Genomic DNA, 25,187 nt, shown 5'->3' on the forward strand with positions numbered 1-25,187 from the left:
AACTGTGTAAAGGTCGGGGGTTGACCTCACCTCGCAGGCGAAACCGGGATCACTGGCTATACTCACACAAAGAAGGTCAACAACTTCTCCCGAAGGAGAGTTATGTCACTCAATTGTGTGTATTGCAAAAAGCCCGTATTCGGCACCAGTGGTGTTACGGTCCCGGGTAGCGGCCCAGCCCACCAGCATTGTTATCAGGCGCAGGCGGCATTAGCGCGTACGTTTCAGGCTCTGGATATCAGTCAGCTTACCGATGATGAGCTTCTGGACCTGCAGGATATGGTGCTTGCTGAAGTCAACGATCGGCGCCGCAGAGACGAGGGCGGCGGTGACAGCGAAATTGAGCTCTTCTGAGGGGCTTTCGGGTGGGGTACACTGGCGACTTTTAAGTCGCCATTTTTGTCTATGATTATTGAAAATTCATCTGATCTGATCCGTGCCTGGAAGCTTCTGACCCTGGTAGATGGTACGCCTGTGGCTGAGGCTGAGCTGGTCAATGGCAATGCTCTTGTCATCAGTCCACAGTCGATCGCTCTATTTCGTCGCCCGGGAGATTGCGTAGATCCCTTGGCTGGAGGCATGGTACGCAATGAAGCGCTTGCACAAGGACTAGCGTTACATTCCCCGTTTATTGAAGAGCACAGAGCCGGGTTTGTCGGCCTTACTGGAGGTCTCGCTCTACTTATCGGCCTCAACGACGTTCGCATGTATCCCAACAGAAATGATGCATTACGGAATCAGAATGTGATCTGTGAATTGTCACTGGCCGTCGATTAAATCCCGCGTGCTGTCTAAGGATTGCAGTGGTAACCTTGCTTTTTTGAACTCCATACTCGGAATACGCACTTGGCTATCAGTAGTTTTCACACCCACGTCATTGGTGCAGACCGCCCAATAGGTCGTTATCTCTGTCGCTATCTGGCAGAACAGAATCTCATTCATCGCGGCGTGTCTATTGCCAGTACTGAGCGTCCGATGTTGCAGTCCAGTGCCCGACCGGTGTACGTAATTTCGCCAGCGCTGAATGAAACTACCGATTTTGAGTCTGCTAAATTCTGGATTGGCCGGGCCCAGGAAGAGGGTGCTCTGGTGGTGTTGCTCTCCACCTTGCATCGATACCTGGGCAGCAAAGAAACAGTGAAGGAGCAGTCACCTGCCGACAATACCAGTGAATTGAGCTCAGCTTTTGCTGAGCTGGAAATACTGGTGGCCGAGAACCCTCAGCATATTATTCTTCGAGTTGGGCAGTTGCTAACGCTCGATGGCAGCGACTTTGCCAGTCGTATTCTCAGCGTCATCCGCTCAGAGCCGTCGCTGGCGTTAGATATGCAGCGTGAGTTTGAACCGACCCCCGTCGACGATGTTGCGATCGTGGTGTTGGCGATGCTTCGTCAGATTCATCTCGCAGAGGATCTCTGGGGAACTTATCATTTTTCTGGCGTTGAGCCGGTTTCATCATACACCTTTGCAGAAGCCTTGCTGGCAGAGGCGCGTCAGTTTGAGGATTTGACGGCCGTAGAACTGACTACTCAGGAGGGGGGTATGACACCGGAGGTGTGGGTACCTATTGCTGATCACACGTCTCTGTTCCACACGTTTGGGATTAAGAATAAGGCGTGGCGACAAGGGTTAGCGCGTCTGGTTCGGGCCTATTACCACGACCCATCGAAAGAAACCGCCTGAGATTTCAGACTTTTGGGTCAGCTGCCGGTGTTGAAAGTCGCAGACTTCTGGTAGAGATCCATCAGCTTATCTGTGATCAGGCTGCGGATACTTTCACGCTCCAGAGATGACAGCCCAGACAGTTCGCTCAGACGCAGACGATGCAAGTGCAGGCACGGCAGTTTGTCGTTGAACTCACGTAGGTCACCTTTCATCAATACGGGCAGGAAAGGATCGTCGCTGTTTGTTCGGCGAAGAATCTGACGCATACCTTCCTGGAACGGAATAGGCACCGAGCGAACCTTCTTATCCTTGTGAGAAATCACCAGATACAAGCCTTGCTTGCCTATCAGGTTACCCGGAATGACATGCAGGCCTGTGGCACTGACAGCATCAGGGTTCAGGTGGCTGAAGGTATCGTGAAAGGCGTAAGGATCTGGAAGAATCACCATCTGGCGGTGTGCTTCTTCCGGGAAGAAAATACTGTAATTGGTGTAAAGCTGACGTACGGAAGTTGAGAATACACAGAAGCGGTTTTCGAACTGCTTTACGAAATTCATCGCACGTTTGTGCTGATTGAGTTTCTCAAGATCCCATACGAGATCGCTGTTCTGCTGCTGGGCTACTGTGTTCATTTTAATCTCCATCAGACACGCGGTTTTGAAACCGCTTATTTTTTACCGGATTATGAATCCGGTATGACGGCACTGGCTACACTTCCGAAATCTTAATTGCCAAATTCTGTCGATATCATGACGCGTGATTAGTCGTCGTGAGCCATATGACTGGCAGAGTACAAATTCAGGCTGATTGGATCACTCAGGAGAGTATGGCAGCGGCAATCGGAAAAAAGTGTGACTGAGCTAACGGTTCTTTTCAGGTCAATGTAAAGAGTTTGTCTGCCTGACCTGATAGGATAATGACTATTTGCCCCATTTTGAGCCAAGCGTCGTCGCCGCTGCCTTTGGCGGCCAGGTCTGCTTCTGCCGCAGTGCTCAGTGCTCTGTGGAGATCTTTCATCGACAGACGTTGAAGGGCTGCTTTATAAGGGGCCTGCTGTCTTGGCCAGACGCCCTGAGACCGGAAACCCTCGGAGAGTGCTTGTGCCCCCTGACAGGGCTTTAATGCAATCAGTTGCCTGATCTTCCGGGTCAGGGCGCCCAACACCATAATCGGCTCGTGCCCCTCAGAACGCAGGTGACCCAGCATACGGTTTGCCTCGCCCAGCTTTCCCATCAGGCAGGCATCTGCCAGCCCGAACGCATCGAAGCGGGAGCTGTCGCCCGCACTCTGCATAATAAGCTCTTCGCTGACGTTAGTTTCGCCCAGCATCCGCAGTTTTTCGATTTCCTGAACTGCGGCCAGTAAGTTGCCCTCTGTCTGGTGAGCAAGTGCAGAAACGGCAGCCTGGTCAGCCTGGAGCCCTGCCATCTGGAAGCGACGTTTCAGCCAGCCAGGGTACTGATTTCGCTCGATGGGCCAGATGGGCAGTACAACACCATGTTTCTCAATCGCTTTATACCAGGCGGTTTTCTGCGTCTTAGCATCGAGTCTTGGGCAGATGATCAGCACAATATTGTCGGGCGACGGATGCTCGGCAAGATCCTTAATCGTCTCCCCTTTGTCGGAAGGCTTACCATTGGGGATGCGTAGTTCCAGCAGGCGACGACTGGAGAACAGAGACATGGCTGACGCTTCTTCTCTCAGAGTGCGCCATTCGAAACCGGCTTCCGCATGAAACAGTTCGCGCTCATCAATGCCCTGTTGTTTGACGGCTTTGCGTATATCGTCGCAAGCCTCCATGACCAGTAACGGGTCATCGCCTGAAATCAGGTAGCAGGGAGCCAGTTCTTTGGCGAGATGCGGCCCTAACTGATCCTGACGTAATTTCATTACAGGCGTTCCAGACGGCGCATCAAGCGACTGAGCAAGTCTGAATCCAGCGCATCGCGCAACTGTCGTTCTTCTTGCTGTGTGGCAACGACGTTGTTGACGTCATTACTCAGAGTGCGCCGGGATTCTGTGACAAATTGATACGTCTCTTCTCCACGGATTACGGTCACATCAAGTAATGCGTTGAACTCGTATTCAGCAATCTGGCCAACGCTATTTACTGTCAGAGTACGCCGCTCTACGGAGTATTCGTTAATTTCAATCTGAGCAGGTGCGTCGAGTGCTCGTTCGGGTACAACAACGTCATTAAAGCGAAGGCGCTGCACTAGCTGTTCACGAATGCCCTGAGGGCCACCACTTACGTGAATAATACGGAAGCCTTCTGGCAGCTCCGAAACACCCCTGAGTTGCCAGCCGCAGCTGGCGATCAGAGTGAGTGACAATAAGAAAATCAGGTGGCGCATATTAATTCCGAAAAATAGAAACCCTGAAGGCTATGTTTTTAACCGGACTCAGTGCTTCGGGAGCGTCAGCGAGGCCGCTATGGCAAGGCAAAAACCAGATTGAAAGCGCAGTTTATACGTCATAAATGAGCATTTTAATCTGGTTTTTAACACCGCCAGAGCAACGCAGCTAGCTCCATTAATTAGCAACGATGTTGACTAATTTTCCTGGCACAACGATAACTTTTCGTACGGTTTTACCGTCAATCTGGGCTTTAACGCTGTCGTCTGCCATCGCCATGGCTTCGAGTTCGTCTTTGCTCGCGGTAGCGGGCGCTTCCAGTTTGGCACGCACTTTACCGTTCACCTGAACGATCAGCAGGATACTGTCTTTTTCCAGTGCTTTTTTATCGACTACCGGCCACGGCGCATCCAGAACCAGACCGTCATTGCCAAAGGCCTCCCACAAAGACTGGGCAATGTGCGGAGCAATCGGTGACAGCATGCGCACCACGGCGTCCAGACCTTCGGTGACGACAGCACGAGCACCAGCGCTATCGAGTTTCTGCTTCTGCAGGGTGTTGATCAATTCCATCACTGCAGCAATGCCAGTATTGAAGCTGTAACGACGGCCTACATCGTCGCTCACTTTCTGAATGGTTTCATGCACTTTGCGGCGTGCGTCTTTTTCATCTTTGTTCAGTTGAGCGATGTCGCCACGATCTGCTTGTTGCAACAGCTCATAGCTTAAGCGCCATACACGCTGCAGGAAGCGCTGGGCGCCCTGAACGCCAGAGTCAGACCACTCGAGTGTTTGTTCCGGCGGCGCGGCAAACATGGTGTACAGGCGCACGGTGTCGGCACCGTACTGCTTAATGGCTTCCTGAGGGTCAACGCCGTTGTTTTTCGACTTGGACATTTTGCTCATGCCCGCTGCCGTCAGCTCCAGACCGTCTTCGGTACGTTTGGCACCGGTAACGCGGCCTTTCTCGTCACGCTCAACGGTCACGTCGAGTGGGTTAACCCATTCTTTGGCGCCGTTTTCCGTGGTGTAGGAGAAGGCTTCGGCCAGTACCATGCCTTGGGTCAGCAGGTTTTTGAACGGCTCGTCGCAGTTCACCAGACCCGCATCGCGCAGCAGCTTGTGAAAGAAACGCGCGTACAGCAGGTGCAGAATCGCGTGCTCAATACCACCAATGTACTGGTCAACCGGGAGCCAGTAGTTGGCTTCTTTCGGGTCCAGCATCTGGGTGTCGTCCTGCGGTGAGCAGTAACGCGCGTAGTACCAGGACGATTCCATAAAGGTATCGAAGGTGTCGGTTTCGCGGAATGCCGGTTGACCGTCGAGTTCGATGTTCTCGAATTCAGGATTGTTCTTGATCGGCGAATTCACGCCGTCCATCACTACGTCGGTCGGCAGAATCACCGGCTGGTGGCTCTCCGGCGCTGGAACAGTGTCGCCGTCCTGTGTACGGATCACTGGAATTGGCGCACCCCAGTAGCGCTGACGGCTGACCCCCCAGTCGCGCAGGCGGTAATTAACTTTGATTTCGCCTTTGCCTTCGCTTTTGAGTTTCTCTGCAATGGCATCAAAGGCTGATTCAAAACTCAGACCGTCGAATTCACCAGAATTGACCAGGGTGCCTTTTTCGGTAAAGGCTTCTTTGCTCAGATCAATCTCTTCACCGTTGGCAGGTTCGATGACTTGTTGGATCTCAATACCGTATTTGGTTGCAAACTCCCAGTCGCGCTGGTCGTGCGCGGGCACGGCCATTACGGCACCGGTGCCGAATTCCATCAGTACGAAGTTCGCGACCCAGACAGGGACTTCTTTGCCGGAAATTGGGTGAATGGCAGTGAAACCGGTGGCCAGACCTTTCTTCTCGGCGGTGGCAACGTCGGCTTCAGCGGTACCGGACTTGCTGCACTCGTCGATGAACGCCGCGAGCTCAGGATTGTTCTCGGCGGCTTCTTTCGCCAGAGGGTGGCCCGCCGCGACGGCAACGTAGCTCACGCCCATCAGGGTGTCCGGACGGGTAGTGTAGATCTCAAGGCTGTCTGCTCGATCTTTAAGACCAAATGTCATCTGGATGCCACGGGATTTGCCGATCCAGTTGCGTTGCATGGCCTTCACCTGATCTGGCCAGCCATCCAGCTGGTCCAGATCGTTCAGGAGCTCTTCCGCATAATCGGTAATGCGGATAAACCACTGCGGAATTTCTTTGCGCTCAACCACGGTGTCACAGCGCCAGCAGCAGCCATCGATGACCTGTTCGTTCGCCAGTACGGTCTGATCGTTCGGACACCAGTTCACGGCAGAAACTTTCTTGTACGCCAGACCCTTGTCGATCAGAGTGGTGAAGAACCACTGTTCCCAGCGGTAGTATTCAGGGTCGCAGGTGGCCAGTTCACGGTCCCAGTCGTAACCAAAACCCAGCGATTTCAGCTGACCTTTCATGTAGGCGATGTTTTCTTTGGTCCATTTTGCTGGCGCGACCTGATGTTTGATCGCGGCATTTTCAGCGGGCAGACCGAACGCATCCCAACCCATTGGCTGCATCACGTTTTTGCCTTGCATGCGCTGATAGCGCGAGATCACATCACCGATGGTGTAATTACGCACATGCCCCATGTGTAGCCGTCCGCTTGGATAAGGGAACATCGACAGGCAGTAGAATTTTTCTTTGTTGCTGTCGACTACGGCTTTAAATACCTGATTTTCTTCCCAGTGACTCTGAACGGCAGATTCAATGGTTTGGGGCTGATAAGTCTCTTGCATGGTCATGTGCTGTATTAGGCCTGATTCGTGGCGTGGATTCGCAAATTCTATGACTCAGGAGTTTACCTGATTGAACCGGTCGATGGGAGTTCTGCCGTCTGAAGAGTAAGGCTCAACCTTCGTTGCTTGGGGTAGTGCAGTACGGTGACTGTATAAAACCGACAAATGCGATTGTATACAGTAATGAAATACTCTTGTTAATAGTAATCTGTAGCATTTGCTTTTGTATTGTGCATTCGGGTATCTTTCCTGTCGCAATCGAACAACCTGATGAAATTGATGACCTTAATTTGGAGATCCCAGATGAAAAAGCTCGCTGTGCTTGGCACCGCTATCGCTCTGTCTAACATGACCTATGCGGCGGATGCTGCAACACAAGCTCAGATTGATGAACTGAAAACTCAGAATGACATCGGTGTGAACTACTGGCTGGCTGATACTGCAGTTCTGAAAGCTGATTACTTCCGTCAGGAAACCGCTGGTGAATTGAGCGCCACTGGTTACAATCTTGGTGTAGGTTTCAGCTTCTGAGGTAGACCGGTTTGTTACGCTCGCTTTTTACTTTCTTGCTAATAATAGGTTTGCCGGTGTCGGCCGGAACAACGTATTACACGCCAGCGCAGATCAGTGCTGAAGTATTCAGCGAGTCTGAACCGGAAAAATCGGCGCTCTGGATGACGCCAGAGCGCCGACAGCAAGCTGAGGCTTTGCTAGGAGACGCGCCTCGCCAGGCTCGGCTTCGCTATCTATCGGCTGGAGGGCGGTACCTCTGGACGCTGAGTGAGATCGGCAAAGAGAAGCCCATTACCTTCGGCATCGTCACCTCGTCTGGGCGCATAGAGCGTATAGAGGTTATGGTATTCAGAGAAGTACGTGGTGACGAAATTCGTCTTCCACAGTACACCCGCCAATATAAAGATATTTCACTGACAGACAGTGGAGATCTTTCTCAGCATATTGATGGCATATCAGGTGCGACCTATTCAGTGCGCACAATGAAGAAAGTCGCTAAACTGGCGCTTCTATTAGATCGCTGGGCGAACGAGGATAATGCAGTCGAACCTTAGACCGCAGCTAAGACGAAGAATCCGCTTTTTTCTGCACCGCTGGCATCGCCGCCTGGGACTGCTGGTATCTATCCTACTTATTCTTCTCGTGATTACCGGTGTTGCGTTGAATCATACTGGGCAACTTGAGCTGGACAATCATTACCCTCAGAGCCGTGTCCTGCTCTGGCCATATCAGTCGGTATTGCCGGATAACATTGGCTACCGCGGCCGCTACGGGTTGCTGTACTCTGCTAACGGCATGCTGATGCTAGACGAGGAGGTCATAGCAGATTGTGACCGATTGACGGGGGCTGCAGAGGCTCTGGATTATGTGCTCGTCAGCTGCCTTTCTGGCTGGCACTTGCTGACGGGCGATTATCAGCTGATCGAGTCTTTTGATCCTGCTTTTCTTAGTCTGGCCGACGACGCCAGGCCGGCGATTTCAGAGGGGCAGCTGGTTGCTGGATCGCCTGATCATTGGCAGAGGCTGAATACTGATGCGCTCACTCTTGAAGAAATTATGCCTCATGCCCGAATTGCCTCGTATGAGGTGCTTCCTTCCGTCAACCAGTCCATTAGCTGGCAGCGTGTGATGCAGGATATGCACAGTGGGCGCTGGTTTGGTCGTGGGGGGATATGGATAGTCGATGCCGCCGCTTTTGCAATGCTTCTTCTGGCATTCAGCGGTATCTGGATGTGGTGGTCGCGTCCTGGTAACAGAAGGTAACCAGAGCAACGTTGCCGCAGCTCGTCCGATTTGTTTCTATAGGCCCCAATAACTAATTTTGCGTCACGGATTCTGACACTGTGTTTGTACACCCCGCCAGCAATAACGAAAGCGATGTAGAGGCGCGCGTTATCGCGGTTAAGACAACCCGTCCTGAGGTGCCTGCCAGCCATATCGACCGTTCTGATATTCTCATGGCGGCCTTGGCATCTTCGCCTGTGGCAATGCTATTGGCGCCGGCGGGCTATGGGAAAACGTCGGTGATATCCTCGTCTATCTCTTTACTGCAGATGGACCACACGGTCGTATATTATCAGTGTGACCGTTTTGACGAGTCGTCGCGGTTGATGGTCCGAGCGTGTGAGAAAGAGCTGGGCCTGACCAGTAGCGGTGTTTCGTCGTCACTTTCCGACATGGAAGCGGTGGCAACTTTGCTGGAGCATGTGCGACAGCAAGACACTCAGTATGTATTTATCATCGACAACGTCGAATATCTCGATTTTGAAGAAAGCCGGGCGATTACGACTCTCCTTTTACGGTATCGACCAGCGAACCTGAAACTCGTATTCAGCGGACGTCATTTACCGTTTGCCCGCGGCAGTATTGGATTATTGCCTGATATTGCCTGGCTCACCACTCAACAACTCAGCTTCTCGATATCTGAATTCAACGCGCTGTTAGAGTGTCAACAACTGACTCTTCCCTCGGCGGAGGTGCCGTCGTTATTGCGAAAAATGCAGGGTTGGCCTGCGGGCCTGGCTCTCTGGCTCATGGCCTGGCGTTGTGCTGGCATGCCAGAGCGCTGGAGCAGTGATCTGGGTCTGTATGAGGTGTCTGATTATCTTCGTGGCGAAGTCATCCCAAATCTGGCTGTGCCGCTGAGGGATCTCATGTGTTTATGTGCAGTGCTTGGCACCTTTCATGATGATCTGGTTAAAGCTGTCGCTCCTGACCTTTATGCAGCGGGTGATATGCAGGGATTACTGGCGCTGGGTCTGTACTTACAGGAGGTTCCCGGCCGTCCTGAGTGGTTCAGAATGGATCCGATTGTAGCCCAGTGTCTATCGCGGCTACGCCCAGCCGATTGGCGAAGAGATATTCACCTGCGCGCGTTTAACTGGTTTCGGGATCGTAACGATGCGATTGCAGCGTTATTTCATGCTGGGCAGTCCGATCATGATGCGATCGACGCCGGTTGGATGGCGCAACAGTCTGACAGTATCCTCGCTAGTCTGGATACCCAAGGGCTTACTGTCTGGTTTGATCAACTGAACGAAGACCAGCTATACACGTCTCCCGATCTGATGCAGATTGCGTGCTGGACGCACCTTTTGACGAACCGACTGGATGCTGCTCAGAGCTTGATCGAGCGTCTGTCACTGATTCCGGGCATAGATGAAGCTGGCCTGATTGCTTTGAAAGGGTACATGGCAGGTTCGCGAGGCGAGTTAACCCGGGCGGAACGGCAATGCCGTCAGGCGCTGGAGATGTTACCCGCGGAACGTTTTAGTCTGAGATTTCTTACCGCCTCTATGCTGGCTCTGGTATCGCTGGCGCATAGGGATCTTGATGGCTCACGTATCTGGAATCGTTTTGCACTCGATATCGCCCGTAAATCCCGCCAGAGTGCACTCGAGGGTATGGCACATCTGGATCATGCGCGTATTGAGTTTAACCGCGGTCACGCGTCGCGCTGCTTATCTGTTCTGACTCAGGGCCATGAGGTGTTGGAAGCAAGTCCGCATGGCGGTAACAGTCTGGCGTATGCGAGGCTGCAGATACTGAAAGCAACCGTTGGCTGGATTACGGGTTACAGTGATGAGCCAACGGATACCGCTCTTACTCAGGCATTGCTGCTATGTGAAGAGCGTTCTGACCCGGCAGCAGCCTATGGGTATGCAATCCGGGCGCTTAATCTGATGGGGCAGGGGCAGTACTCCCTGGCTCTGAATGTTCTTGATGATGGCGAGCGTCGCTTACAGGAACAGCAAGTCGATTTTGTTGCGTATGCCTGGTTGCATACAGTGCGTTCGAATATCTGGATCTCACAGAAAAAATTCCGCCGGGCTCATGATTGCCTTGAGGCGTTACTGGCGGATGCTGACAGTGCGGGCGTTGCGCGTTGTGAATACAGCGCGTTGCTACCGGGGTTCAGCACCTTGACGCTCTCAAGACTTCACCTGATGGCTGGGCGCCCAGAGGTATGCCTGGAGCTGACTGATCGCTGGTTGCGTCATACTCCGGACGGTTTTATGTCTGTGTTTATCCGCATGATTCGCGCTGGGGCCTTGATGACGCTGCAACAACCGGCTGAAGCCATGCGCCAGATCGACGTTGTGAAGAAGACATTTCGTGCAGAAGGCGTAAACCAGCAATTACAAAGCTGGCTGCCCGGGCTGGTGGCTTTTCTTGATTTGCCAAAGGTAGAACTGAATCCGGCTCATGAGCCAGGGTCTGCGCTCAGTGAGCGCGAGCGTGATGTCCTCAACCTTATGGCTCAGGGATTGTCGAATCAAGCGATTGCAGATCAGCTCTACATTTCGCTGCATACCGTGAAAACACATGCTCGTAAGATAAACGTGAAACTTGGCACTGCTAGCCGGACTCAGGCGATTCATAAAGCCAAAGAGCTGATGTTAATCTGATTTCTGACACTATCTCCAGCCTTTCGGTGTGCTTGATAGTGGCTTGGATTTTCTGAATACGCCTAACAGCGAATGTAACTATTAATTTGATATAGATATCAATAGGATAGCTTTTGTAATCCAATCGTGAATCGCGTTGGTAAATTTGCGTTAACTGGACTAAACCTTGTAATACGTCTCACTAGATGCCTTAACGCCTATGGAATACAAGGTCCTCGTTGTTGGCTGCAACGATATAAAAAAGCTCGGGGAAAACCTCGGAAATCAGTTCTCGCTGTTGGCTGTTGCGACTGCGCAGGAAACATTTCACCTGCCTGACCTCGAAGAATACAAGCTTGCTATCGTGCTTGACAAAGAGGCTGACGGAACAGGCGCTCAGGCACAGGTTCGGGCACTCAAACATCACCCGGTAATTTCACCATTACCCGTGGTTGTACTGGCAACAGAAGAGCGCGATCTGGATTCCCGGCTGGGTTTCTATGATGCCGGTTGTGATGATCATATCCAGTTTGGTAACGGCGCAGAGTTACAGGTTCGCCTGATGAAAGCCATCTTTAACCGCATCGCTAACGAGCAGTTAAAACAGCAGCTGGATAAGGCTAATGAGATGGCCTTTATTGCCATGTCAGACACCTCTGATCTGGGAGTAAATATTCAGTTTCTGCTGGATATCAATCAATGTGAGAACCTCGATCAGGCGGGGATGCGACTGTTTCAGGCACTCAAAAGTTACAATATCAGTAGTTCCCTGCAGATTCGCAGTCGTTTCGGTGAAAAGAACATGGAAGCGAATGGGATGGCGAAGGACCTGGAGTCGACCTTACTGCGGGAATGCAGTGAGATGGGACGCTATGTCGACTTCGGGAAGCGCTCCATAATGAATTACGGGCGTGTTTCCTTACTGGTCAGGAACATGCCAGTAGATGACCCGAATAAATACGGTGCGATCAAGGACAATGTCTTTTCACTGCTACAGGGTTTGGATGCCAGAGTCGGCGCTTTGGATAATGTTGAGTCGCTGAAACTCGAAAGTCAGCTTGTAGTTAAGCTGACCTCACGGATGACCAGCATTATGGAAGGCATCGACAAAGGGTATCACGATGTTATGGTTCGCATTGCCGATGCGGTGGAAGACATTGCCGATGGCATTGAGCAGGAAATCCAGTTCCTGGGCATGGACGAGCAACAGGAGCGGGTAATTCAGAAGGTTCTTGAGAAGGGGATCCTCGAGACCAACCGGGTTTTCAACGAGGGCCTGAAGATGGACAAGAGTCTGACAGGCTACCTCACCGAAGTCGGCCGGGTTTTCGCTTCAGATAAAGTGAAGACCGAGGAATTAATGGCTCTGGTCGAAAAGATACCGGCGAGCGGTTGATCCGCTCGGATCAACCCTTCTTCAATCACCTATCAATGACGTTTAAGGTGGTCACTCAGGGTTTCGTCGGCGGCAAACATGTCGTCTGAGATATCACCAGACATAAGCTCATCAGTCATGGGTTTCCCTGGAATCGCGTGTCCCTCGCTTGCCCACTCGCCAAGGTCGATCAGCTTGCAGCGCTCACTGCAAAAAGGGCGGTACTTCTCTTCTGGGGTCCATTGGACCGTTTTTTCGCACGTTGGACACTTAACTTCCACGAACACCTCAGGTTAATTGCAGGTACGACTGATGAAGCGGTTCAAGCTGACTGTACAGGGCTTCAAGATTGCCTGAATTATCCACCGCATCGTCTGCTCTCTGCAACCGCTCTGAGCGAGGTATCTGTGCTGCAATAATACGGCGAATCTGTTCTTCCTCGTTGCCATCACGTGAAGAGGCTCTTTCAACCTGAATCTCTTCTGGAACATCGATCACCAGGGTGCGGGCGACCAGCTCGCTCTGACCGCTCTCAAACAAAAGTGGAGATTCCAGAATGGCGTAGGGGGAAGTCGCTGCTTTTAATTGCGCAATAATGCTATCCCGTATTCGCGGGTGGGTCTGGCTCTCCAGCCATTTGCGTTCATCAGGTTCTGCAAAGACTTTTGCGCGTAGCCAGGCACGGTTAAGCGTACCATCATCATGAAGGGCTTCAGACCCATATCGCTGTTTGATGGCGAGCAAGGCAGGTTGGCCTGGCTCAACCACTTCACGGGCGACAATATCGGCGTCGACGACGACAATCCCCTGGTTTCTGAAATACGCGCTGGCAGCGCTTTTACCACTGCCTATGCCGCCGGTAAGGCCGAGAATAAACATACTGATTGAGAGCCTGCTTCAAAAAATACTAAAAAGAAAAGAACGAACAGGCCTGAACCTTCGACCTGTAAAAGCGACTTGCAACGGCACCCCGTAAGAGCTATTCGAAGAGCCGCTTATATGACCGAGAAGTACCACTGCGTGATTTCATTACCCCACATGGCTACGATCCAACCTGCCATAGCGAGATAGGGGCCGAAAGGAATGGGAACCTGACGATCACGTCCAAGTACAATCACGCCTGCGATACCAACGACGGCACCGACAACGCTCGACATAATGATAATGGTCAACAGCGACTGAAAGCCGAACCACGCGCCAAGTGCGGCGAGAAGCTTGAAGTCACCGTAGCCCATACCATCTTTGCCCGTGAGCAATTTGAAGACCCAGAAGAATCCCCAAAGCACACCATAGCCCAGTGCCGCCCCAAGAACAGCCGACTGAAGGTCAGTAAACATTCCCTGGGTATTCAGCAGAAGGCCGAGCCAGAGCAAGCCGAGTGTTAATGTGTCCGGCAGGATCTTATGATCAATATCGATAACCGACATCGTAATCAGAAGCCAGGTGAACACCAGCATCGCCAGTAGTGGCCAACCCCATTCAAACTTGAGCAGTAAGAGGCCGCTCATTAACGCCGTAGCTATCTCGACCAAGGGATAACGCAGACCAATCCGAGTGCCACATGACGCACATTTACCACGAAGGAAAATCCAGCTGATCACCGGGATATTCATCCACGGTTTAACCGGTGCTGAACAAGAAGGGCAGTGCGAAGCTGGGGTAACGAGGTTATAGGGTTTGCTCAGGTCGTTAATGGCCGGGTGGTCCGGAAGTTCACCTTCCATCCCCTGGCATTCTTGCTTCCAGCCTCTGAACATCATGATCGGCATACGCAGAATCACGACGTTCAGGAAACTGCCGATAAGAAGTGATAGAGTTAGAACTGCTAATAGTAGAGCATCAAAGCTCCCTGATAAGTATTCGAGGACAGACATCATCCGATGACGCTGCCCATCTCAAAGATTGGTAAGTACATAGCTACAATCAAACCACCAATAACGACACCAAGGAAGATCATCATTGCCGGCTCAATCATGGCAGTGAGGTTGTCGACAGCGTTATCTACTTCCTCTTCGTAGTAATCGGCAGCTTTCGAAAGCATATCGTCAAGCGCACCTGACTCTTCACCTATACTCGCCATCTGAACGACCATATTTGGAAATACTTTAGTGGAGCGCATCGCTAGATGCATTTGCTGCCCGGACGCGACCTCGTCTTTAACCTTGTGTACTGCATCTCTATACACGGAGTTACCTACCGCGCCGGCAACAGAGTCGAGAGCATCAACGAGGGGAACCCCGGCCGCGAAGGTGGTCGATAAAACCCTTGAATATCGAGCTATCGCAGCTTTCTGAATCAAATCACCAAATACTGGTACGCCTAGAAGGAATGCTTCGAAGCGGTCTCTGAAATGCTTTGAGCGACGCAAGCTTTGTACGAAAACGACACCAATAATGACCAATGCTGATAATATATACAGATAGTAATCTTGGGTTACTTCTGAGATTGAGACTACCATCTGAGTTGGGGCTGGGAGGTCTGCACCAAAGTTATTGAACATATCCTGAAATGACGGCACTACTTTAATCAATAGAATAAGTGTGACCCCAAAAGCTACCGATAGAGTAATTGCTGGGTACATCAGGGCTTTCTTGATCTTTGCCTTGAGCGCTTCCGTTTTTTCCTTGTATATTGCAACCTTCTCTAGCATCGTCTGCAGTGTACCTGCCTGCTCGCCGGACTCAATCAAGTTACATGTAAGGTCGTCAAAGTGCTCTGGATACTTCCTTAGAGCTGCGGCAAAGTCATTACCAGAAGAAACTGAATCCCTGACATCACTGATGATATTCTTCATCTTCTGGTTATCTACGCCGTCACTGACGATATCGAAGGCTTGAACAAGCGGAACGCCCGATTTAACCATCGTAGCCATTTGTCGCGTAAAAAATGTTATATCTGCTGGCTTAACCTTTTTACCTGCCCCAGGGCCACCTATACCGAAAAGTGGCTCTGCTGCTTTTCTAACTTTACGCGGCTCGATACCTTGCTTGCGAAGCTGAGCTTTTGCGTATGCTGAACTCAAAGCGATTATCTCACCTTTTACAGACTGCCCGCGGCGATTAACGCCTTCCCAGGCGAAAGTGCTTGTTTTTTCTTGTTTTGCCATTGTTTTTTAACTCTTTTGCACTGACCTTCCCGATAGAAGGTTAATCCATGGTCACTCGGTTTGCTTCTTCGAGGCTTGTTGTACCCATAGCTACTTTTTTAAGCGCTGAAGTTCTAAGGTTTGCAAACCCTTCTCGGCGTGCCGCATCAGATATTTCAATTGAATTCCCGCCAGACATAATAATACGCGAGACCGCATCTGTAACCTTTACGACTTCATAGATGCCCACTCGGCCCTTGTATCCACCATTGCAGTGGGGGCAGCCCACCGGTGAGAAGAAGTCTCCGTGAGAAATTTGCTCTTCAGTAAACCCCTCTTCTTGCAGGGTCTCAGGCGGAATCTCTGCAGGAGTTTTGCAACTGGAGCACAAGCGACGTGCGAGACGCTGAGCAATAATCAAGGAAACAGAGGTGGCAATATTAAATGCGGGAACTCCCATGTTAGCAAGTCGCGTGAGTGTTTCTGCCGCGCTGTTGGTGTGCAGTGTGGATAAAACAAGGTGGCCTGTTTGGGCCGCTTTAATCGCAATCTGAGCGGTTTCAAGATCCCGAATCTCACCCACCATGACAACATCCGGATCCTGGCGCAGGAATGAGCGCAGTGCCGAGGCAAAATCGAGGCCTACCTTATTATTCACGTTGACCTGGTTAATGCCCTCAAGATTGATCTCTACCGGGTCCTCAGCTGTAGAAATGTTTGTACCTTCTACGTTGAGAATATTCAGTCCTGTATAGAGGGAAACTGTTTTACCGGATCCCGTCGGGCCTGTTACCAGAATCATACCCTGAGGGTTTGATAGAGCTTCAAGGTAGAGCTGCTTTTGGTCTTCTTCATAGCCTAGGGCATCGATCCCCAGTTTCGCAGACGAGGGATCGAGGATACGCAATACAATCTTCTCGCCCCAGAGGGTAGGAAGCGTATTAACACGAAAATCGATGGCTTTATTTTTAGATATCTTCATCTTAATACGACCATCCTGAGGAATGCGTCGTTCAGAGATATCCATCTGCGACATTACTTTCAGGCGAGCGGCGATCTTACCTGCTAAGTTAATCGGTGGTTGGGAAACTTCCTTTAGCACACCATCTGTGCGGTAGCGAATGCGATATCTTTTCTCATAAGGTTCAAAATGAATATCGGATGCACCAATACGCACGGCATCCAACAGCATTTTATTTACGAAACGAACAATAGGAGCATCATCGCCCGGTGTAACATCTGTTTCCTGTTCTTTCGCTTTGGCTTCAGGATCCTCAAGGTCTACTTCGTCTAGGGTACCATCCAGGTCTCCAAATGCTTCTTCCAAGCTGTTATCAGAGGCATTGACAATTTTATCGAGTGTTACAGCGAGTTTATCTTCCTCTACTACTATAGCTTCAACTGCCATTCCCGTGCTGAATTTAACTTCATCAATGCCAAGTATATGAGAAGGATCGCTCTGACCTACAAATAGGCGGTTACCTCTTGTAAATAATGGGATGATTCGGTGTTTTTCGATTAGGCTGGCGCCGATCAAATCTTGTGGGATTAGCTCCGTATCAAAGGAAGCGAGGTCTAGCAGTGGAAGGCCAAATTCCTCAGATGCGATCAGGGCTACTATTTTAGAGTTGATCGCGCCAGAAGTTACCGCTTGAGTAATGAATGAAATTTTCGCTTCTTTTGCCTTTTCAGCTAGTTCTGAGGCAGTTTCTTGAGCGATCAGCCCTTTCTCGACAATACGTCTTGATAAACCAGAGAGAGTTTTGCTCATAGAGAACCCTGTTATCGAATGCTAGCTATCCAAGATACCAGATGAAGTATTGGTAAACTACAAATCAAAATGTGTGCTTGTTCACAAGCGAAAAAAAACCCGCACGTGGCGGGTTCTCTTATAGAAGAATGATTAGTTAGCTTTACAGACGCCCGTCGCTATACATCCAGATGGTGTAGAGCCATTGTTGGTCCAGCTAAGCTGTCCGTTGGTACTAATATCTGGGGTAAGAATAAATGTGTCTGTGGCAAGGATGCCATTACCTGCAACAGGGGTGACAGTAATTACGCCGTCAACTACACCTACAGATGTAACAGATGCGTTGTCAGCTGCTGTAGTTGCAGCGGCTACTACACCAGCCTCACCACCTGAAGCTGAGTCGCAGTTTGTGAGTACATTTCCAGCCTCTTGTGCGCAAAGCTCGACAGCTGTTTTTACGCCGTTAGACATGTTGATCACTTCTGTATAGCGAGCGCGTTTTGTATAGTCTTGATACGCAGGCAGTGCAACTGACGCCAGAATACCGATGATCGCAACAACGATCATCAATTCAATCAAGGTAAAACCTTGTTGTGCTTTCATGTTTTTCATAGGGCTTCTCCACTCTCTTTCGAGATTTGTTATTGGGTGACTGCTTTCCGGTCCTTTTTGGGTTGGCCCTTCCGGCGGTCTTACCTGTCATTAATCATGACTGTGGGATGGAGTTTGCCAAGCTTCTCTGAGACCAGCAAGCCCTGTTTTCGGGCTTAAGTCACATTTTTTGGCGTCATAAAAATATCTGTTCGAAAAACGCGCAAAAAGTTGGCAAAGAGTGACAATTATCGTCACTCTGGTGGGCATTTACGGGAGGTGCGGCGCAAAATGACAGAGGCGTAATGGCTTAGCCAACCATCCTCATCGACAGGTCAATCGCCTTACAGTCTTTGGTGAGTGCACCAATCGAAATATAATCTACGCCGGTTTCTGCATAGTGGCGCAAAGTGTCTTTAGTGATGCCACCTGAGGCTTCAAGTTTGATATTGCCTGCGCTTTTTTCTCGTGTGAAAGCGACAGCGACTTTCATATCGGCTGGGCTGAAGTTATCCAGCATGATGATGTCGGCACCAGCGTCGATCGCTTCTTCCAGTTGGGCCATGGTTTCCACTTCAACTTCCACTGGTTTGCCCGGAGCAATGTCATGCGCCTGACGTACAGCGTCTGAAATGCTGCCTGCTGCCATGATGTGGTTTTCTTTGATCAGAAACGCATCATAGAGACCAATGCGGTGATTAAAGCATCCGCCAACGGATACGGCGTACTTCTGTGCGATACGAAGGCCAGGAATGGTTTTACGGGTATCCAGTAGTTTTACACCAGTACCTTCGACAAGAGAGGCGTAGTGTTCACACAGTGTTGCCGTACCAGACAGGCTCTGCAGGAAGTTCAGAGCGCAGCGCTCTCCACTCAACAGTGAGCGTGACGAGCCTTTCAGTTCAAACAGTACCTGGTCAGCTTCGACCACGTCGCCGTCTTTGACTTTCCAGTCGACCTCGACTGTTGGATCAACTTGCCTGAACACTTCAGTCACCCAGGCTTGCCCAGCAATCACTGCATGTTCCCGGGAGATGATACGTGCATGGCTTTTCTGCTCTGCCGGTATTAACTGCGCGGTAATATCACCAGTGCCGATGTCTTCTTCAATGGCGCGGGTAACTGCATTGCGGATGTCTGTCTGATGCTGAGTGAGGTCCATGGCGGGGCTTCGTTCTATGAGTGGGTTCATATCATGAGGGCGCGATTCTACACGAAGTCGCGCCCCAACTGATACTGCCCGACTGGTTTACTACAGGTCTTTCTGGGAACCTTTTTGTAGATACTCCCGGGTAAGGCCGAACACGACAGGGCTGAGCAGAATCAGTGCGACCAGGTTAGGCAGGGCCATCATGGCGTTCAGAGTATCCGCGATGAGCCAGGCGACATTCAGCTCTTGTGTCGCACCAATGGGGATGGCTGCAACCCAGATAAGCCGGAATACCGGAACGGCTTTGATACCAAATAAGTACTCGGTACAGCGTTCGCCATAAAATGACCACCCGATAATGGTGGTGAAAGCAAACACTGCCAGCCCCAGCGTGACTATGTACTGGCCAATCACCGGGAGCCCGGCGTCAAAGGCAGATGCGGTCAGGCTAGCGCCTGAGGCGCCGGTTTGCCAGGCACCGGATGCAACGATCACCAGGCCAGTAATGGTGCATATGATGATAGTATCGATAAAGGTGCCCAGCATCGCGATTGTACCCTGACGCACGGGGCTGTCTGTGGTTGCTGTAGCGTGTGCAATAGGAGCGCTACCAAGGCCAGCTTCGTTTGAGAAGACTCCACGTGCGACACCGAAGCGAATCGCAGCCCAGACGGTGGCGCCTGCGAAGCCTCCCGCGGCCGAAATAGGTGTGAAGGCGTGTGTAACGATCAGCTCCAGCGCTGCCGGAATTTCATTGGCATAGATTCCCAGTAGAACGACGCCGGCGATCACGTAAGTAATCGCCATAAACGGAACCAGCTTGCCCGCGACGTCTGAGATTCTGCGGATGCCTCCGATAAGGACCAGACCCACCAAAGCAGCAACCACCAGACCCGTTACCCATTCAGGAATGCCAGTGCCGCCTGGTGAGATATGCGACATGGCGTCGGCCACCGAGTTGGCCTGTACACCGTTACCAATGCCGAATCCCGCGAGCATACCGAAGAAAGCAAAGGCGACCGCAAGCCACTTGAACTTAGGCCCAAGGCCGTTGCGGATGTAGTACATGGGCCCACCGACAAAGTGCCCTTGTTCATTCTGTTCGCGAAAACGCACAGCCAGTACGGCTTCAGAATACTTCGTGGCCATACCAACAAGAGCGATGATCCACATCCAGAAAATGGCGCCAGGGCCTCCCATAGCGACAGCCGTTGCGACCCCGGCAATGTTGCCTGTGCCGATCGTTGCCGAGAGTGAGGTCATCAGGGCATTGAAGCCAGAGATTTCTCCCTCACCGTGTTTATGTCTGCCTTGCCATAATTCGACGAATCCGGTTTTCAGATGCCGGATAGGGTAAGCCTTCAGGCCGATAGTTAAAAACAGGCCTGTAAGCGCAATTAAAGCCAGCATTGGCCAGCCCCAGACAATGCCATTGAGAGTATTCAGAAACTCCATTTTATATTCCTGTCATATTCGCTGGTCCCCGGACTATATCGGCCCGCTGTGTTTATGCCAAACTTGAAGAGCTGAAGAACAACATTGATTGCTTTGGAAAATAATGAAGATAACGAATGGTCGCCTGGATTCTGCCCAATGGATTCCATCCCCGAATTTTGGTCCTCGCCCGGACGTCGGAGATATCTCCCTGCTTGTGATTCACAACATCAGTTTGCCACCTGGGCAATTCGGCAGCGGCTGTGTGCAACGTTTTTTCTGCAATCAACTTGATGCGGGGCAACATCCCTATTTTGAGACCATCGCAGACTTGCAGGTCTCGAGTCACCTGTTTATCGAGCGCGACGGGGCGATCACTCAGTTTGTAAGTTTTGATGATCGCGCCTGGCATGCGGGGCAGTCGCAATTTTCTGGCCGCGATAATTGCAACGACTATTCTATAGGAATAGAACTGGAAGGAACCGACACTGCTCCGTACAGCGATGCTCAGTATGAGCAGCTTACGGCGGTGACTGAGTGTCTTAAGCGGCATTACCGCATGATCACGGATGAGCGGATAACCGGGCATGAAGACATTGCCTCTGGCAGGAAGACGGACCCCGGGCCTGCCTTTGACTGGACGCGTTACCGTGCCTCGCTGGTCACGGGTGACGGGTGTCCTGAGGAGTAGAAATGAAGTTTCTCGTTCTGTTTGTCGTCTTATTATGGCAGCAGCGCTTCCCTTTACCGCATCGCAGCACCAGTAGCCGCACCTTCGCCTGGTGGCTGAAGCAGGTAGAAAGGCTGCCACGCTTTATGAACTGGCATCGCCATTTCAGGTACTCGGTTGTTGTGGTTCTTCCGGTTGTCACTATTACGGCGGCGATGTTGCTGGCTGATCCCTATGCCTTTGGTCTGCTCAGTGTGTTACTGAAGATTCTTGTCTTGCTATACGTGCTGTCGCATATCAGTATCGGCAAGCACCTCGAAGCCTATCGCAGTGACTTAAAAAAGGGCGATACACAAGGGGCCTATCATTGCGCTGACCAGTACCTTGCAGTGCCGGAAGTACGTGTCAGCGATGACCTGACCACCATGAATCATCAGGTGATCCGGGCACTTCTGCACCGTTGGTTTGAGTTCTTTTTCCTGATGGTTTTCTGGTACATGGTTGCGGATATTGCCGGGATTCTGTTGGCGTGGTTTTCTCTCCAATATGCGCGGGCAACGCATTGCGATGCACAGGGCTGGCGTTACCTGCACTGGATTGAGTGGATTCCCGTTCGGCTTCTGGGGTTAACCTATGCGCTTGCCGGAGACTTTCTGCGCGCATTTCCTGTGCTTCATTCTTACCTTTGGGATCGCACGACGCACAGTGCCGATGTTCTCTACCGTGTAGCAAATGAATCTCTGGCCGGGCAGTCAGTTACTATGTCGTGCCCGGTTGATGAGAGTGCTGAAGAGGCCGCTGCCGAACTTGATCGTTGGCAGCGCCTGCATATCCGCTCGTTGTCGGTGTGGATGGTTATTATTGGCGCCGCGACTGTGGGCGGGTATCTGCTCTAACAGGCTGCTGAAAAACTATCTGCGTTGTCATTGCTTCGTTAAAAACAGGCTCATAATGCTCATTTATGACTTATAAACTCCGCTTTTCGCCTGTTTTTGCCTTGCACTGACTGCCTCGAAAACGTGTTTCAACGGCCTGTTAACAGCCGCTTAGCCGGTTAGCCTGTACTTGATTGTACCGCCTGAGCGCCCAGCCAGGCGGCACCGCGTACTCCGCTGGAGTCGCCATGAACCGATTTTCTCAACGGTGTGACCACCGAATCAGAGAATACCCACTCCTGCCAGAGCTGCGGTACCACGTCGTAAACACTGGCAATGTTCGAGACGCCACCACCAAGCACGATAACGTGAGGGTCCATCAGGTTAATTACGGCGGCGAGTGCTTTCGCCAGCCGTCGATGATGTCTGAACAACACGCCCTTAGCTTCTTCGTCACCAGCTTCTGCGGCTGCCACCCAGACTTCTGCAGGTTGGTCTTTACCGGTTTCTTCTCTGGCCTGTAAGCGAATGCCGGTGCCCGAGAGGATTGTCTCCTGACAGCCGGATAAACCGCAGTAGCAGTTCAGCACCGCATCTGAATCTTCGCGCCACGGGAGAGGGTTGTGCCCCCATTCTCCAGAAATCGCATTTGGCCCGGATACCAGGCTGCCTCTGACAACCCAGCCTCCGCCGCATCCAGTACCCACAATCACAGCAAATACAGTAGGGAAGCCGGCACCTGCGCCATCGGTAGCTTCCGACAGGGCCAGGCAATCGGCATCGTTGGCGATAACGACAGGCTGCTCAAGGGCGCGTTCTAAATCGCCTTTGAGATCTTTGCCAATCAAGCAGGTGGTATTGGCATTCTTTACCAGTCCAGTCTGATACGAAAGCGCGCCGGGGATACCCAGCCCAAGAGTGTAGGGTTGAGCAAGTTCAGATGCAGCATCATTCACCAGGCTCAGGATGTTGTTAAGGATTGCATCGTAGCAATCGCGGGGGGTAGGTTTACGGCGGCGCAGGAGTTCTTTACCGCTCGGATCTAAAGCGATGATTTCTGTCTTGGTACCACCGAGATCTATGCCAAACTGCAGCATGGCTGTCCTGTCGAGTGAGAATGTCAGGACAGTGTACGATGCTGCTCAGTCGTCGCAATAGTCCTGCATCATTGCGTCGAACATTGCGGACCCTTCGACCAGACGACAGCCGCTGCCGTAAAGACTGGGGTTCAGTTCTCTACTCCAGGCGATCTCAATGCGGCAGGGCGCGGTACGACGTTCGTTGTCCTGAAGGATGTCGACCAGGTCGACATCAAGCGTCTCGCCTTCTTTTAACGCCTGGTAGCTGGATATCATTAAGCCACTCTTTGACCAGTTGACCAGTAACCCGAGGCAGTCGCTGCCTCCTTTGCGGAACACGCTGACGGTGCTTTTCAGTTGCCAGCGTGGCTCCATACGCATTTCTGCAAATGATTGCGCGCTCATGTTCATACTCCTGAAGATGATTCGGGTAAATTTGTTACCATGTGGTCATAAGTCTAGACACTGACAGCGTCTTCGCCGGAGCCCGATAAAGAATGAGCAGTATAGTCACGTTCCTTGACGTTATTCGTCACGGTGAGCCCGAGGGTGGCGAGGTATTTCGTGGCCGCACCGATCACCGCCTGACAGACAACGGCCGTCGTCAGTTTCAGCAAAGGCTGGAGCGAAATCCCGGTGACTGGCAGCGCGTGGTGTCCTCTCCGTTGAGTCGCTGCAGTGAAAGCGCAGAGCGGGTCGCTGGGCAATCCGGTTTAACTTTGCACATCGATGAGCGCTGGGCTGAGATTGATTATGGAGCGTGGGAGAATGTTCCCATTAAAGAGATCATGTCAGCTGAGCAGACCCATGTCCGCCAACTCTGGGAAGACCCGATGAACTTCTGCGCCCCGGGAGGGGAGCCTGTAGGCAAGTTGCAATCGCGGGTACTGGAAGGATGGCAACATGTTCTTGAACAACATGCTGGCCAGCAAATATTGATCGTGACGCACGGTGGTGTGATGCGGGTACTGGCTCAGCACCTCTTGTCTCTGGCACCGGAAGCGATGAACCGGCTTGGCATTCCATACGCAGGTATGTTGCGCTTGCGCGTGGACACCGACCACGACAACAAACATTGGGTGACCATGATCGGCATGGACGGCGTCGAGCTATGAGCCTGCTTTTCGGTTCAGGGTTTTCTGAACTTAAGCGTCATACGATCGCTTTCGCCAATGGCGAGAAATTCAGCCCGGTTAATGTCGCCACCCCGTAATGTCGGCGGCAAAGACCATACGCCATGAGCATGATTCCGGGTGTCCTTCGGATTGGCGTTGATTTCAGAATGACCATCTGGAACAAAACCTGCGTTAATCGCGAGTTGAGTCACATAGGATTCAGTGACATATCCGGTTTCTACCATCTCTTCGCGGGAAAATGAGTCTGGAGCGCGGTGCTCGACAACCCCTAAAATTCCACCTTGTTTCAACACCCGGTAGGCTTCATCGAAAACCGCCTGTTCCTGGCGGTTACGCATCCAGTTATGCACGTTACGGAACGTCAGCACACGATCTGCTTCTCCGGCTTGGGCAATTGTAAGCTTCTGCGGCGGCGCCAGTTCAGTGACATAAATATTGCCATAAAGCTCAGGTTGCAGCAGGAAGCGCTTATTAAATGCGGCACGGCTTTTCTGGAAAAAACTGATTTCACTGTCAGCCGGGAAATGCGCTGCAATCAACTGACCGTTCTGTTTAAGATACGGTGCCAGTATGGCCGTATACCAGCCGCCACCCGGCCATAACTCAACAACGGTGTGAGAAGGCTCAACCTCAAAGAACATTAGGGTTTCAGCAGGGTGTCTGTACTGATCCCGAGCGAGATCTGCGGCGGAGCGCGTCGGCGCAACCTTAGGTTTTGCATCGGTATCGGCAGAAGTCGTGGTCTGCTTGGTCAGTACCTTCGCCTTGTCGGCCTCTTCCGTCTCGGTAGCCTCTGGTGAGCACGCCGCCAGCAGGGCGGCTGTGATGATGGTTGCGGTCTTACTCAGCAGAACAGTTTTCATCC

At 51.7% G+C, this 25,187-nt stretch carries 26 protein-coding genes; 11 read left to right on the forward strand and 15 right to left on the reverse strand.

Annotated features, from left to right (window positions below; all coding sequences use genetic code 11):
- Positions 1-102 precede the first annotated feature (102 nt).
- From B3007_RS15360 to B3007_RS15370, 3 genes are all read left to right on the forward strand, one after another.
- Positions 103-354, forward strand: coding sequence for a DUF2175 domain-containing protein (locus tag B3007_RS15360; protein ID WP_076515367.1), 252 nt, complete (start codon positions 103-105; stop codon positions 352-354).
- Between the two features lie 51 nt (positions 355-405).
- The gene (locus B3007_RS15365; protein WP_068438994.1) at positions 406-777 is read left to right on the forward strand and encodes a hypothetical protein; all 372 of its coding nucleotides are present in this window, start codon (positions 406-408) and stop codon (positions 775-777) included.
- Positions 778-846: 69 nt separating this feature from the next.
- On the forward strand, positions 847-1,683 hold the full coding sequence (locus B3007_RS15370; protein WP_301377662.1) for a sugar nucleotide-binding protein: 837 nt from the start codon (positions 847-849) through the stop codon (positions 1,681-1,683).
- 17 nt (positions 1,684-1,700) lie between these two features.
- Here B3007_RS15370 and B3007_RS15375 read toward each other — a convergent pair whose 3' ends face one another.
- The 4 genes from B3007_RS15375 to leuS form a co-directional block, all read right to left on the reverse strand.
- Complete coding sequence (locus tag B3007_RS15375; protein WP_084188794.1) at positions 1,701-2,297, reverse strand: hypothetical protein; 597 nt, start codon at positions 2,295-2,297, stop codon at positions 1,701-1,703.
- A gap of 241 nt (positions 2,298-2,538) precedes the next feature.
- Positions 2,539-3,555 (reverse strand): DNA polymerase III subunit delta, encoded by a 1,017-nt coding sequence (gene holA, locus B3007_RS15380; protein ID WP_273089658.1) that lies wholly within the window; start codon positions 3,553-3,555, stop codon positions 2,539-2,541.
- Positions 3,555-4,019 (reverse strand): LPS assembly lipoprotein LptE, encoded by a 465-nt coding sequence (gene lptE, locus B3007_RS15385; protein WP_076515358.1) that lies wholly within the window; start codon positions 4,017-4,019, stop codon positions 3,555-3,557. The genes holA and lptE overlap by 1 nt, the downstream gene beginning before the upstream one ends.
- Before the next feature lie 178 nt (positions 4,020-4,197).
- Positions 4,198-6,777, reverse strand: a complete 2,580-nt coding sequence (gene leuS / locus B3007_RS15390) for a leucine--tRNA ligase (protein ID WP_301377717.1) — start codon at positions 6,775-6,777, stop codon at positions 4,198-4,200.
- A 303-nt stretch (positions 6,778-7,080) separates the two neighbouring features.
- Here leuS and B3007_RS15395 point away from each other — a divergent pair, with 303 nt between their 5' ends.
- The 5 genes from B3007_RS15395 to B3007_RS15415 all read left to right on the forward strand — a co-directional run bounded on the left by B3007_RS15395 (position 7,081) and on the right by B3007_RS15415 (position 12,573).
- Positions 7,081-7,308 (forward strand): hypothetical protein, encoded by a 228-nt coding sequence (locus B3007_RS15395; protein WP_068443359.1) that lies wholly within the window; start codon positions 7,081-7,083, stop codon positions 7,306-7,308.
- A gap of 56 nt (positions 7,309-7,364) precedes the next feature.
- Entirely contained in the window at positions 7,365-7,844 is a 480-nt protein-coding gene (locus tag B3007_RS15400; protein ID WP_301377664.1) for an FMN-binding protein, read from the forward strand.
- A complete protein-coding gene (locus B3007_RS15405) occupies positions 7,828-8,553 on the forward strand; it encodes a PepSY-associated TM helix domain-containing protein (RefSeq protein WP_301377665.1) in 726 nt (241 codons plus the stop codon). Before B3007_RS15400 ends, B3007_RS15405 begins: the two co-directional genes overlap by 17 nt.
- 80 nt (positions 8,554-8,633) lie before the next feature.
- Positions 8,634-11,198 carry a LuxR C-terminal-related transcriptional regulator gene (locus B3007_RS15410; protein WP_301377667.1) on the forward strand — a complete coding sequence of 855 codons (2,565 nt, stop codon included), beginning with the start codon at positions 8,634-8,636 and terminating at the stop codon, positions 11,196-11,198.
- Positions 11,199-11,397: 199 nt separating this feature from the next.
- Complete coding sequence (locus B3007_RS15415; protein WP_301377669.1) at positions 11,398-12,573, forward strand: hypothetical protein; 1,176 nt, start codon at positions 11,398-11,400, stop codon at positions 12,571-12,573.
- 32 nt (positions 12,574-12,605) lie between these two features.
- Here the strand turns inward: B3007_RS15415 and yacG are convergent, their stop codons facing one another.
- From yacG to B3007_RS15455, 8 genes are all read right to left on the reverse strand, one after another.
- Complete coding sequence (gene yacG, locus B3007_RS15420; protein WP_301377670.1) at positions 12,606-12,833, reverse strand: DNA gyrase inhibitor YacG; 228 nt, start codon at positions 12,831-12,833, stop codon at positions 12,606-12,608.
- 7 nt (positions 12,834-12,840) lie between these two features.
- On the reverse strand, positions 12,841-13,431 hold the full coding sequence (gene coaE / locus B3007_RS15425; protein ID WP_297531262.1) for a dephospho-CoA kinase: 591 nt from the start codon (positions 13,429-13,431) through the stop codon (positions 12,841-12,843).
- A 116-nt stretch (positions 13,432-13,547) separates the two neighbouring features.
- Positions 13,548-14,429 (reverse strand): prepilin peptidase, encoded by an 882-nt coding sequence (locus B3007_RS15430; RefSeq protein ID WP_301377672.1) that lies wholly within the window; start codon positions 14,427-14,429, stop codon positions 13,548-13,550.
- A complete protein-coding gene (locus B3007_RS15435) occupies positions 14,426-15,658 on the reverse strand; it encodes a type II secretion system F family protein (RefSeq protein WP_301377674.1) in 1,233 nt (410 codons plus the stop codon). Before B3007_RS15435 ends, B3007_RS15430 begins: the two co-directional genes overlap by 4 nt.
- Positions 15,659-15,698: 40 nt before the next feature.
- A complete protein-coding gene (gene pilB / locus B3007_RS15440) occupies positions 15,699-17,408 on the reverse strand; it encodes a type IV-A pilus assembly ATPase PilB (RefSeq protein WP_301377676.1) in 1,710 nt (569 codons plus the stop codon).
- 132 nt (positions 17,409-17,540) lie between these two features.
- Positions 17,541-17,999 carry a pilin gene (locus B3007_RS15445; protein WP_301377677.1) on the reverse strand — a complete coding sequence of 153 codons (459 nt, stop codon included), beginning with the start codon at positions 17,997-17,999 and terminating at the stop codon, positions 17,541-17,543.
- Between the two features lie 289 nt (positions 18,000-18,288).
- A complete protein-coding gene (gene nadC, locus B3007_RS15450; RefSeq protein WP_301377718.1) occupies positions 18,289-19,140 on the reverse strand; it encodes a carboxylating nicotinate-nucleotide diphosphorylase in 852 nt (283 codons plus the stop codon).
- Between the two features lie 90 nt (positions 19,141-19,230).
- Positions 19,231-20,583: an alanine/glycine:cation symporter family protein gene (locus B3007_RS15455; RefSeq protein ID WP_301377678.1), complete on the reverse strand. Its 1,353-nt coding sequence runs from the start codon at positions 20,581-20,583 to the stop codon at positions 19,231-19,233.
- A gap of 103 nt (positions 20,584-20,686) precedes the next feature.
- Here B3007_RS15455 and ampD point away from each other — a divergent pair, with 103 nt between their 5' ends.
- Both ampD and ampE read left to right on the forward strand, forming a co-directional pair.
- On the forward strand, positions 20,687-21,253 hold the full coding sequence (ampD, locus tag B3007_RS15460) for a 1,6-anhydro-N-acetylmuramyl-L-alanine amidase AmpD (protein ID WP_301377680.1): 567 nt from the start codon (positions 20,687-20,689) through the stop codon (positions 21,251-21,253).
- A gap of 2 nt (positions 21,254-21,255) precedes the next feature.
- Complete coding sequence (gene ampE, locus B3007_RS15465) at positions 21,256-22,128, forward strand: regulatory signaling modulator protein AmpE (protein ID WP_301377682.1); 873 nt, start codon at positions 21,256-21,258, stop codon at positions 22,126-22,128.
- Between the two features lie 158 nt (positions 22,129-22,286).
- Here the strand turns inward: ampE and B3007_RS15470 are convergent, their stop codons facing one another.
- The gene (locus B3007_RS15470) at positions 22,287-23,204 is read right to left on the reverse strand and encodes an ROK family protein (RefSeq protein ID WP_301377684.1); all 918 of its coding nucleotides are present in this window, start codon (positions 23,202-23,204) and stop codon (positions 22,287-22,289) included.
- A gap of 45 nt (positions 23,205-23,249) precedes the next feature.
- Complete coding sequence (locus tag B3007_RS15475; protein WP_301377686.1) at positions 23,250-23,591, reverse strand: PilZ domain-containing protein; 342 nt, start codon at positions 23,589-23,591, stop codon at positions 23,250-23,252.
- Positions 23,592-23,683: 92 nt separating this feature from the next.
- On the opposite strand from B3007_RS15475, the gene B3007_RS15480 reads away from it, so the two are divergent.
- Positions 23,684-24,301, forward strand: a complete 618-nt coding sequence (locus B3007_RS15480; protein WP_301377688.1) for a histidine phosphatase family protein — start codon at positions 23,684-23,686, stop codon at positions 24,299-24,301.
- A gap of 14 nt (positions 24,302-24,315) precedes the next feature.
- On the opposite strand, the gene B3007_RS15485 is transcribed toward B3007_RS15480, so the two are convergent.
- A complete protein-coding gene (locus B3007_RS15485; protein WP_301377690.1) occupies positions 24,316-25,185 on the reverse strand; it encodes a class I SAM-dependent methyltransferase in 870 nt (289 codons plus the stop codon).
- Between the last annotated feature and the right edge of the window lie 2 nt (positions 25,186-25,187).

The organism is Thalassolituus sp. UBA675, from assembly GCF_002297765.1.
Lineage (GTDB): Bacteria > Pseudomonadota > Gammaproteobacteria > Pseudomonadales > Oceanobacteraceae > Thalassolituus.